General features: G+C 59.1%; 10 protein-coding genes. 8 read left to right on the plus strand and 2 right to left on the minus strand.

Annotation, left to right across the window (positions count from 1 at the left end):
* Window positions 1-215 precede the first annotated feature (215 nt).
* On the minus strand, window positions 216-545 hold the full coding sequence (locus ACV229_RS39995) for an ATP dependent DNA ligase (RefSeq protein ID WP_448088563.1): 330 nt from the start codon (window positions 543-545) through the stop codon (window positions 216-218).
* Between the two features lie 171 nt (window positions 546-716).
* Here ACV229_RS39995 and ACV229_RS40000 point away from each other — a divergent pair, with 171 nt between their 5' ends.
* Together ACV229_RS40000 and ACV229_RS40005 are read left to right on the plus strand one after the other, a co-directional pair.
* A complete protein-coding gene (locus tag ACV229_RS40000) occupies window positions 717-986 on the plus strand; it encodes a hypothetical protein (RefSeq protein ID WP_448088564.1) in 270 nt (89 codons plus the stop codon).
* A gap of 108 nt (window positions 987-1,094) precedes the next feature.
* Window positions 1,095-1,550, plus strand: a complete 456-nt coding sequence (locus tag ACV229_RS40005) for a hypothetical protein (RefSeq protein ID WP_448088565.1) — start codon at window positions 1,095-1,097, stop codon at window positions 1,548-1,550.
* A 200-nt stretch (window positions 1,551-1,750) separates the two neighbouring features.
* On the opposite strand, the gene ACV229_RS40010 is transcribed toward ACV229_RS40005, so the two are convergent.
* The gene (locus ACV229_RS40010; RefSeq protein WP_448088566.1) at window positions 1,751-1,951 is read right to left on the minus strand and encodes a hypothetical protein; all 201 of its coding nucleotides are present in this window, start codon (window positions 1,949-1,951) and stop codon (window positions 1,751-1,753) included.
* A 1,428-nt stretch (window positions 1,952-3,379) separates the two neighbouring features.
* Here ACV229_RS40010 and ACV229_RS40015 point away from each other — a divergent pair.
* From ACV229_RS40015 to ACV229_RS40040, 6 genes are all read left to right on the plus strand, one after another.
* Window positions 3,380-3,982, plus strand: a complete 603-nt coding sequence (locus tag ACV229_RS40015; protein ID WP_448088567.1) for a hypothetical protein — start codon at window positions 3,380-3,382, stop codon at window positions 3,980-3,982.
* Window positions 3,983-4,360: 378 nt separating this feature from the next.
* Entirely contained in the window at window positions 4,361-4,819 is a 459-nt protein-coding gene (locus ACV229_RS40020; protein WP_448088572.1) for an MEKHLA domain-containing protein, read from the plus strand.
* Window positions 4,820-5,293: 474 nt separating this feature from the next.
* Complete coding sequence (locus ACV229_RS40025) at window positions 5,294-6,202, plus strand: LysR family transcriptional regulator (RefSeq protein ID WP_448088568.1); 909 nt, start codon at window positions 5,294-5,296, stop codon at window positions 6,200-6,202.
* 105 nt (window positions 6,203-6,307) lie between these two features.
* Window positions 6,308-7,387, plus strand: coding sequence for an isocitrate/isopropylmalate dehydrogenase family protein (locus ACV229_RS40030; RefSeq protein ID WP_448088569.1), 1,080 nt, complete (start codon window positions 6,308-6,310; stop codon window positions 7,385-7,387).
* 11 nt (window positions 7,388-7,398) lie between these two features.
* Window positions 7,399-8,325 (plus strand): ketopantoate reductase family protein, encoded by a 927-nt coding sequence (locus ACV229_RS40035; RefSeq protein ID WP_448088570.1) that lies wholly within the window; start codon window positions 7,399-7,401, stop codon window positions 8,323-8,325.
* Between the two features lie 345 nt (window positions 8,326-8,670).
* Entirely contained in the window at window positions 8,671-9,987 is a 1,317-nt protein-coding gene (locus ACV229_RS40040) for an MFS transporter (protein ID WP_448088571.1), read from the plus strand.
* Window positions 9,988-10,733: the final 746 nt, after the last annotated feature.

A 10,733-nucleotide genomic window follows, 5' to 3' on the forward strand; every position in this document is an offset into this window, starting at 1 on the left:
GAGTGACGCTGGACGAGTGACCGACTATAGCACCGCGTTCGGCGACGGGTAGCGAATCAGTAGTCGAAGAAAAAGCCCGCACGGCGGTGTGCTGAATCCATATCAAAAGGAGACATGGAGGAGACGGTGTTCTTTATAACCCCTTGGTCTTGCGATGCAAGGTGGTGCTGTGTCGCAACCGCGCGTTGGCTCACGCGGCAAACGCGCGACTACTTTCAGGCGTGCGCCCGCTGGCGCGACCGATGGTTGAAATCGTCGATTACAGGCTCGAACGTCACCTCTTGCGCTATCTTATCGGAGGGGAACGCGCGAAAAACGACATGCCTGAGTTTGCCACTTCTGGTCCGGTCGTGAAACGCGACCTCGACGACGCACTCGGGAGCGAGCCATAGATACTCGTGGTCGCGCTCGGGGTTTGGCCCGTTACGAAAGGGTGCGCTGCGTTGTGGCATTGCGCGGGTGCGATTTGTCGATACCTGTCGCTCGACGTGAGCACTCAGTGAAGCACTGCGGTACCGCCAACCGAACGGGGCGGCAACAGACAAACCGAACTTAACGCTACCGCGAGAGGGTAGCTCTACGCCCGCCGAGATTCACGAAGCCCCACTTTTGTGCGTCCTTTAGAGGTCGCGCGGCGGTAATCGACAGGATTTTGGCTCCACGGGCTGGCAGGCGTCGCTTAGAGTCTGCGCCCCATCAGGAGCATCGAGAATTCCATGGATACCCATATCGTCAAGCTTTTGACGCCGACTGTATCGAGTGACGGAACGATTGTGTTTTCCGCCTACTGCGTGGGCGAGGGCTACGGTTCGTTCGCCATTTCGCCGGCCGTGATGTGCACCACACTCGGTGCGGCGAATCAGAGTGACCTTCAAGGCCAAATCGCATTCGAGACGAATCGCGAGCGCATCGCAACCGCCGTAGCGCGCCAGTTTCCCCTCGACAATAGCGGCACGCCGCGTTTCCTGCGCGCCCAAGACCTATAGAGCCGATCCCGATCGTCTTCACGAAAGGGCGGTCACCCGGTCGCCTGGCGGTCGGTCTGCGTTGACAACCGTATATACTGTTTATACTGTTATCACCCGGAGAGACACTTGAACACTCAAACCGCAACCGCCCTCATGGCAGAGGACTTTCCCTTTCCGACGAGCGCCAACACGGATGCCGACACCGGCCATGCACCGGCCGCTCAAACCGACACGGCAGGGTCGACGGCCGTCGAGGTCAAACCCACCAAGAGCAAGGCAGTAAAGAAGGCCGCGAAAGCTGCGAAGGCCCCGGCAAAAGCCGCGGCGGAATCGACTACGGAGACCAAGGAGAAACGCCCGAAGAAACCGAAGGTCGTACGTGACAGCTTCACGATGCCGAAGGAGGACTACGACAAAATCCAGGCGTTGAAGCGAAAGTGCCTGGACGCCGGCGTCGCAGTGAAGAAGAGTGAGCTCTTGCGCGCGGGCCTGATCATGCTCGAAGCGGCGGCCACCACCCGTCTGCTCGCGGCTGTCGCCGCGGTCGAGACCGTGAAGACCGGTCGGCCAGCGAAGTCGTAGACGTTCGCGGCTCGAGCCATGCCGCGGCGGTTGAAGCCCGCCGCGGGTCTGGGCAATGGTCGGGACCGTCGCTGCCCCTGATCCCCTTAACGATGAGTTGCGTCGTCGCGTTCGGTGCCGCGCCGCAGATCCCGATCGGGCACCGCGGCGGCGGCGAAGCAGATTGCATCGCGTCGGTTCTTTACATCGACTTCGAAGCGTCACGCGAACGGATTTTTGACTTTGCCCGGTGGCGCGGGCGGCACCTTTTTGATGTGCGCGGGGAGCGAAGGATCATGCTGTAGTGCTTCGACGATGCTCGCGATTGCCTGCTGCAACGCGAGCGGGGCTGCGAGGCCTGCCTTGTCCCGCGGCACTTCCAGCGTTCCTGGTAGAACGATACGCTCCGGATCGTTTGTCACGGTGAAATCGTGACCGTGGATAGCCGACCCACCCCGCCATTCGATCCGGGGCAACGTCTACGGCTGCTTCCGAAGTCAAACGGACATCCGCCTACGCCGAGGTTACAGCGGCTTGTCGGCCTTTGCGGACACTCAGAAACCGGCCTTGGTGAGGCAGCTACAGATTCTTTGCGGACATTCGGAGTTCCGCAGCTGCAATGTCGGGTGACACTACCAGCGGATACGTGCCGTCGACCCACTGGGGCTCCTCGATTTAGATCGAACTGGAAAACAGCTTGTAAAGCGGTGCGATCACTGATGTGTGGCGACCGCTCAAACTCACTAACGACTGTCTCGTTGCAAATGAAGCTCGACTTCTTCAGCCGCCATCAACGAAAAAAATAGACCGGCAGGATTTCTCGATTTTATCGAAAACTAACCACAAGTCATGGGCTTGGCTCCGGGCGATCACAAAGTTTTGCCTTCTGGACGTCTGCGATTTTTACCTGTTGTCGGTCGTCTGTGATCCTCTTCCGATCGACCGCACGATCCACTGCGATTTCTTGTTCTGTTTTTTTCGGTCACTTGCCGAACCATACCCCAAAAAATCCGGGTCATCGGATTTTAGCCTTATCGACTCGGGCAGCTTCTTCATTTCCACCCGTACCGGTAGTTCCGACGCTCGACCCAGCAAGACGGCGTGACGCGAAGGAAGAGACGGGAGATCTCACAGCAAACCGCGCAGATTGTCAGGTACGAGTCGGTGCATCAACGCCTGATGCCGTCGGCGTTTCGTCTGAAAAAATCGATGCTCGATGTTTTTCCGAGTGGCCGAAATTTCTCTATTCCACATATGAAAGTTTCGCAACGTGCATTGTGAACTGCGACCCCTTTAGTATTTACCGCACAAATGTAAAAAGAAGTGACTCAGCGCTCGGTGCCTAAATCGAAGTCAGAACAATACGGCGTACACCAGATTGGCGGAAATCGCGCCCGGGTCGGACCCTTCTCCCATCCCATTTTTCGCTCGTTACGCTCTTTGCACTTCGTAACAAGTCGGGTTGATCGTCGGGGCCTGCTGCTTTAAATTTTGCGGGTCGTCCAGCAGCATCCGGCAGTTGGGCGACGTTTGATTCTGCAAATCACGACATGCCGGATACCTGGATGGTCCGCCGTCCGACACTGCAAGTCTGCACGCCGTGTGGGCTTGATCAAGCGGTCGAACCCACGATGGGTATCGATTCGACTCCATGCAGCCCGTTGCGACCCGACGCACCATAGTGGGCTCGCCGAGTTGTTCATGTCATGCCGAACTGGAGTCAGATCGATAGTGGAATCCATGGTCGAATTTTGATATTTGCGTCGTACTCCTGAATGTATCGCCGAGATTCACCCGGATTTTCGACGGTACAACTTAACTTTGCGCAATGCGCCGATAAAGGACAGAAAATGGAATTCGTACGAATGGGAATCGTCTTTGTTCATCTCATAGCCTGCTGTGTCGCAATTGGTCTCGTGCTGACCAGTGACATTGCCATGGTCAGGCGGCTTTTGGATTCTGACACACCTACCGATCCTGCCCAGGTCCACCTGCCCAGCTTGCAGCACACCGTCACGTTGGCGCTGACGGTGCTTTGGCTCACCGGCATCGCGATCATTGCGTTCGATATGCGGACTCAGGGTCTCGGGTATCTCCACAATCCCAAGCTGCAGGCGAAGATAGGCATCGTCGCGTTGCTGACCTTCAACGGTATCGTCTTGCACTCAGCGGTCCTCCCGGCATTGCAGAAAGCGGGATCCTTGCTGAAGCTTTCCTTCGAACGGCGCATGGTTGCCATTTTCGCGGGCGTGATTTCCGCCGTCTCGTGGTTCTATGCGGCAATGCTTGGCGTCGGGCGCCCATTGAGCTGGAAGTATTCGCTGATCCAGATCCTGGCAGCTTACCCGGCACTGATTACGGGCGGAATCGCCACCATGTTGTTTATCACTGCAGTGGCGAAATCCCGGGCACCTGTTGAACGGCGGAGTACTAAAAAGGTGGCGGCCTATTGATCGCCGACACCCGAGGGATGCGCACTGCTCGCAGCAGTGTGCATCCTGTCGTCGCACATTCCGTGCTTTGGCCAGCGTCGGATCCCGGATGTTCGGGTGCATGCAAGCGCTCGCCGGAGCCCGCGCGGCTGTTTCCCCAGGACACTCTGTAGAACGTTCTTCGAACTGGTGCTACCGGCCAGGAGCGGTCCTTGACCGCTTGCGCACCTCGGACAGTGGAATGTCCGCTTCGCACCATTTTCCGGCCGATTGATCAATCACCGCCCTTTGCCACCGCTGGACGCCGGGAAACAAGGAACCTAAGCCTGCAGATGCTGTATCGTGAGCGCTACCACCGTCGCGCAGACAGGCCCCACGATCTCCGTCGAGATGTCTCAGATGATCCCCCTCCACCGCAAGCCAGCCTTCTATCAGCTCCTTGCCGACAGCTACGCCCAGCTGCTTGGCCGCCCCCTAGTGCCGCAGGCCATGGACGTGGTCGAAGCGGCCGAATGGCTCTATGAGAGTGCCCCGTTCGCGGTACTCGCGCACAACACCGATCCCGACCCGCTCTTTATTTACGGCAACAAGGCCGCGCAACGCCGCTTTGGATATAGCTGGGATGAAATCACCCGCCTGCCGTCCCGACTTTCAGCCGAGGCCCCGAATCGCGAGGAGCGGCAGCAATTCCTCGCACGCGTGCAGCGGCTCGGCTACGAGGCGGGCTACAAGGGCGTGCGGGTTACCAAGTCAGGCCAGCGCTTCATGATCGAGGAAGCCACGCTGTGGCAACTACTCGACGCCGACGGCAAACTGCACGGCCAGGCGGTTGTCATCCCGCGCACGCGCGACATCTGATCACGCATATCAATCGTTTATGCGTGAGCGCTGCGGAGGTAACTGGGTGACGGCGAGCCGCAGCGAAGACTTACATGTCATATCCGCTATTCGGGCGAACTTCCATAATGGCCGAGAACTCGCGAGCCGAGCGATTTCATAAATCTGTTGCGTTGACCGGCTGAATCCACGGTCGGCTACGGCCAACCGCGTCGGACGGCAGTCGGCCAAACTGAGACACTAGCCGCGCCGCTTATGCAGTCAGCCAAATGTCTCTTTTGCGGCGAACAGCGGACATCTAGGTTTCGCTCCCATCCTCGATGTGCTCGAAGCCGGCAGGATCTGTGATCGATTCGAGCAAGCTGTGCCGGCGTGCGACATGGGTTGATGCAGTCCTGCAATGTGGTTCGCAACGGATGCCCGCGAGAACGTCCCTTCGTCTGCTGCCTAATCGGATGTTCTACCATGGCGTATTTCCCCCGTGCTGGCGCGAATATGAAGCTCGATCCCGTTTCTCTAAACCTCTTCATCGCGGTCGTTGAGGAAGGAAGCATTGCGGCCGCCGCTGAACGCGAGCACATTGCGGCTCCGGCGGTGAGCAAGCGTATCAGCGCGCTCGAGGAGACGTTGCGTACGACGCTGCTCACCCGCCACCACAAGGGCGTCGAGCCCACCGCGGCGGGGTACGCGCTACTGAATCTTTCGCGCCGCGCGGTCAACTACCTCGACGATATCCACAAGGAGATGCTCGACTACGCCTCGGGGACGCGCGGGCAGGTGCGCGTCTTTTCGAACATCTCCGCGATCACGCAGTTTCTCCCCGACGATCTCGCGACCTTTCTCGTCGACCATCCAGCGGTCGAGATCCGGCTCGAGGAACGGAACAGTCTTGTGACTCTTCGGTCGGTCGCAGAGAACGCGGCTGACGTTGGAATCTTCACCGTCGAGCCTCATGCGGAAGCCGTCGAGACCCTTCCCTATGAAGAAGACGAACTGAGTGTCGTGGTTCGCCGCGACCATGCACTGGCAGGTCGAAAGAGCGTCCGTTTCGAGGAAACGCTTGCGTGGGACTTCGTCGGTTTACGTACAGGAAGCGCCATTAACACGCAGCTCACCCAAGTTGCGAATCGTCTCCAGAAGGACTTCCGGCTTCGCATCCAGGTGACCGGTTACGACGCGCTTTGCCTCATGGTCTCGGCGGGCCTCGGAATTGCCATAGCGCCGCGAAGCCTGACGAAGCTTTTCGTCAAACGTCTCGGGATCACTGAGGTGCCCCTCGCGGAACCATGGGCTCATCGACATCTGGGAATCGCGATCCGGAATCGCGAAAGTCTTTCTCCAGCGGCCGAAGCTCTCGTTACGCACCTCCAGTCCCGAGCGGCTACCAGACGAGAAAAGAGCTAATTAGAGCCATAACGTTTCGTTACGGCTGGCTCGCCAAAGACTAATTCACGGGCCAGTCCGCTTTCGCCATCATTTGCTCCACATCAAACCTTTTGGAGACACGTGATGAGCAAAGCCCAATACGAAATCGCACTGCTTCCCGGCGACGGAATCGGCCCCGAAGTGGTCGACGCTGCTGTCCGCGTTCTGAACACTGCCGCGAAGAATGACGCTGTCAAGCTGTCGTTCAAGACGTATGAAGCGGGCGCTGGCCTCTATCAGCGCACCGGCGAATCGATGGCCGAGGCGGACGCGGTAGCCGTTGGTCAGGCGGATGCGGTTCTCCTGGGCGCGATGGGCCTGCCGACGGTGCGCAAGGCTGACGGCACCGAGATCGCCCCCCAGATCGATCTTCGTGAGCGCTATGGCCTGTTCGCAAGCCTGCGCCCCTGCGAACTGTTTCCCGGCGTACCGACCCGCGTGAAGGCGGAGAAGGTGAACATGCTCGTCATCCGCGAGACGACCGAAGGCCTGTTCGCGGGCCGTCACGATAAGCTCGAACCAAGCGACGAGGCAGTCAGCGACCGCCTGACGATCACCCGCGCCACTAGCGAAAAACTGTTCGATGTGGCATTCGAGCAAGCCAAGCAACGACGCGCCACGCACGGCACGCCGGGCCACGTGACCCTGCTGGACAAATCGAATGTGCTGCGCAGCAATGCATTCCTCCGCAAGGTGTTCGATGACGTCGCTGCGCGTCACCCCGACATCGGCACCGCCCGTCTATACATCGATGCTGGTTCGATGATGTTCGTCACCAACCCGGAACGTTATGACGTCGTCGTCACCGAAAACGTGTTCGGCGACATCACGTCAGAAATCGCGGCAGGTGTCGTTGGCGGTCTCGGCGTGGCACCGTCGGGCGATGTCAGCCTGAAGCACGGCATTTTCCAGCCGAGTCACGGCAGCGCGCCGGACATCGCGGGCAAGGGTATCGCAAATCCCGTCGCCACGATCCTCTCCGCCGCAATGATGCTCGAATGGATCGCGCAGCAGCATGACGACAAGCGCTGCGAAAAAGTCGCCGCGGCGATCCGTCAGGCAACGGCAAAGGTTCTCCAGGCCGGCCCGCGTACCCCGGATATCGGCGGTAACGGCAACACCGAAAGCGTCACGCAGTCGATCGTCGACGCGCTGAACAGCTGAGGAGCAGGATCATGGCAAAGGTAGCAATTGTAGGCTGCGGAGCGATGGGCTCCGTCTACGCGGGACTGATGGTCAGCGCGGGTCATGATGTACATGCAGTGTGTCTGTGGCCCGATCACGTCGCCGCTATGCAGGAAAAGGGGCTGCGCGTCGAAGGTGCCAGCGGCGACCGAACCGTTCCGATCCACGCCAGCACGACCACGGACGGGATTGGCCCCTGTGATCTCGTGATTATTGCGACGAAGGCCTTTGACGTCGAAGCGGCCGCGCGCGCATCGGAATCGCTTCTGGGTCCGAAGACGGTTGTGCAAACAATCCAGAACGGCCTGGGCTCGGCCGAGAAGGCTGCTGCAATTCTCGGTGAGGACCGAATCGCTGTGGGCGTCGTCGGGGGATTCGGCGCGTCGATCCGTGCTCCGGGCCACGCGCATCACAACGGCATGGAGATGATCCGGTTCGGCGCATACCGTGGTTTGCCGCGCGAGGACATTGAGGCGTCCGCCGAAGTGTGGCGAGCCTCCGGCTTCAAGGTCGCGATTTTCGAAGACATCGACCAGATGGTCTGGGAAAAGCTGATCATGAACGTCGCGTTCTCGGGCACGACGTGTGCAACGGGCATGACCATTGGCGAAGTGATGTCACATCCCGACGCATGGAGCGTTGCGAAGGGCGCCGCTGAAGAAGCGATCGCCGTTGCCAAGGCGGCGGGTATCCATCTGGATGTCGGCGATCCCATCGAGCATATCCGCAAGCTCGGCAGCAAGATTCCGAATGCTCGCCCCTCCATGCTGCTCGACTACAACCTCCGTCGCCGTGGCGAAGTCGATGCCATCAACGGTTCGATCTCGCGCGAAGGCCGAAAGTATGGCGTCCCGACACCCGTCAACGATACGGTGGTCGCCATCATCAAGGCTCGCGAGGCAGGCTTCACAGACTGATAAGCGCTTTCCTTGCCCGTTACCGGGCGAGGATCAACGCCGAATGCAGTCAAAACGAAATACGTGGGCATGTGCTTTGTCGCGTGCCCATACCTATACATCCGACAACAACCAGAAAAAAGATCAATGGAGACAATCATGAACCGTCAATCCACCTAGCAAAGCCGCGTCATGTCAGGACAGAAACCCGGCAGGCCAAGGGCCCAAGCACACCACGCCGGGCGTGCAGTCACTTAGGTGCGCTAACTCATATCTACCGGGACTACCCGGACCTATTGTCACAGACGCTGCGTGCGAAAGCGCATGCGGTATCTACCCTTTACCTGAGACATAAGGGGGGAGCACATGCTTTTCAATAAGGCATTGGAAGGAGGCGCGAAGTTGCGCGATGCCGAGTCGGCGCTCATGCTGAAGGTGAAGCTTCGCGTGATTCCGCTCATCATCATCTGCTATCTGTTCGCGTGGTTTGACCGGATCAATATCAGCTTCGCGAAATTCCACCTGCAAAAGGAGCTTGCGCTGAGCGATACCGCATATGGTATCGGTGCAGCGTTGTTCGTCGTGGGCTATGTTGCCTTGGAGGTCCCGAGCAACCTCTTCCTCTATCGGGTCGGGGCGCGAAAGTGGATCGCCCGCATCATGATCTCGTGGGGCATTGCAACGGCGTGCATGGTGTTCGTCAGGTCAGAGACGCAGTTCTACATCGCGCGTTTCGTCATTGGCGCAATGGAAGCGGGCTTTGCTCCGGGGGTACTGTACTATCTGTCGACGTGGTTTCCCGCGAAACACCGCGGTCGCGTAACCGGGCTTCTCTTTCTCGCACTCGCGGCCTCTGGCGTTCTCGGCGCCCCCCTGTCGGGCTTTATTCTCGGCCATTTTGATGGTGTTGGCGGGATACCCGCATGGCACTGGATCTTCCTCTTTGGCGGATTGCCGTGCGTTCTGCTTGGCATCATTGTGCTTTTTCGCTTCGATGACCACGTCGAGGATGCGGCCTGGCTGACTCCTGAAGAGAAAGCTCTTCTGCGCTCGAAGCTCGATGCAGACGCGAAGAAGGTCGTGAGTCATTCGTTTCTCGGAGCCTTGAAGTCGCCCGCCTTCCTGATACTGGCGCTCGCCTACTTCCTCGTGCAGATCGCATCGTACGGAATGAACTTCTGGATGCCACAGCTCCTGCGCACTTCCGGGGTACGCGACGCGACGACGATTGGTATGCTGACCGCACTTCCGTATCTGTTTGGCGGGATCGCCATGCTGGTGATGGGCAGGCTGGGGGATCGTACCGGCAACCGACGCATGACATTCGCGGGCTGCATGCTGCTGACGGCGATCGGCTTTCTCGGGGCAGCCATCTTCGATCACAACACCGTGGCGCTGACCATCGCGTTGATTGTTCTCGGCGTTGGCCTGCTGACCACCATTCCTGCGTTCTGGACGCTGCCGCCCAAGGTGGTCACGGGTGTTGGCGCTGCGGGGGGTATCGCACTGATCAACTCGATCGGCCAATTGGGTGGCATTGTCAGTCCGGTAATGGTTGGGCGTATTAGCGACCTGACCGGCAGCACGACGCCCGCGCTTTACACGATCGTTGCGTTGAGCCTCCTTTGCGTCGCAATCGCGGTGTGGGTGTTCCCGGCAGAGCTGCGTGCAAAGGACGTTTAGAGTGAAACCCACGTCATACGACTCGATCGCTGCGGCGACCCATCTGGAATTGGCATGGCGCACCGGGCTAAGGATCGGCGATCTGCCGATCGGCTCGCTCCACTTCTGACTGGATGGATACGGGCGCACCATTCGAGCAAGCGGAATTCTAGCGAGCGTTCGCGAACGTTCGCGACACACACTTCACGTCGTTGGAACAGTGCTCAACGCCGGGGCTGGGTCTCATCTACGTCCAGAAACGGTCAATGCCGACTCGCTCACGCAAGTGTCTGCAACGGGTCGGGAGCGTGAGTTCGCTGATGCAGGAAACTGACGTTCGGCTGCTCGATGCCGCCGCTGTCAGCAATCCGCCACATTGCTGACGTAGAACCCAGCCCGCCCCAATGTCCACAAAGGCCGAGTTTCCGTCCGAGGCCGAAAGGTAACTGTCAGCCAACAACGGCCACTCGGGCGTCGATCCAGAATGTCTGCTTCTGCTCGCACGCGCACCCATCGCACGAACGCGCAGACTGTCCGCGATGGCAAAATGCTGCTATCCGTCACGGCCTGCGGTCGGGAAACAGTCGGACTGCTTCCAATTGCGTCGATCAGGAACAAAAATTCCTGAGTCGGGCCACTGAATCTCCTTGCGCCCCGTCAGTGGATTTCAGGCCTCAGGCAGGCAAGCACCTCGTAACATCACGATGATCCGCAAAATCGGCCATAGCATTGTTGCTTTGGTCCATGAATACGCCCTTTTTTGGAAG

It is taken from the genome of Burkholderia sp. MR1-5-21 (assembly GCF_053427715.1).

Bases quoted from the DNA above. Each gene is read 5' to 3' on its own strand.
- ACV229_RS40000 (WP_448088564.1), top strand. From the start codon at position 717: ATGGATACCCATATCGTCAAGCTTTTGACGCCGACTGTATCGAGTGAC.
- ACV229_RS40015 (WP_448088567.1), top strand. From the start codon at position 3,380: ATGGAATTCGTACGAATGGGAATCGTCTTTGTTCATCTCATAGCCTGC.
- ACV229_RS40020 (WP_448088572.1), top strand. From the start codon at position 4,361: ATGATCCCCCTCCACCGCAAGCCAGCCTTCTATCAGCTCCTTGCCGAC.
- ACV229_RS40025 (WP_448088568.1), top strand. From the start codon at position 5,294: ATGAAGCTCGATCCCGTTTCTCTAAACCTCTTCATCGCGGTCGTTGAG.
- ACV229_RS40030 (WP_448088569.1), top strand. From the start codon at position 6,308: ATGAGCAAAGCCCAATACGAAATCGCACTGCTTCCCGGCGACGGAATC.
- ACV229_RS40035 (WP_448088570.1), top strand. From the start codon at position 7,399: ATGGCAAAGGTAGCAATTGTAGGCTGCGGAGCGATGGGCTCCGTCTAC.
- ACV229_RS40040 (WP_448088571.1), top strand. From the start codon at position 8,671: ATGCTTTTCAATAAGGCATTGGAAGGAGGCGCGAAGTTGCGCGATGCC.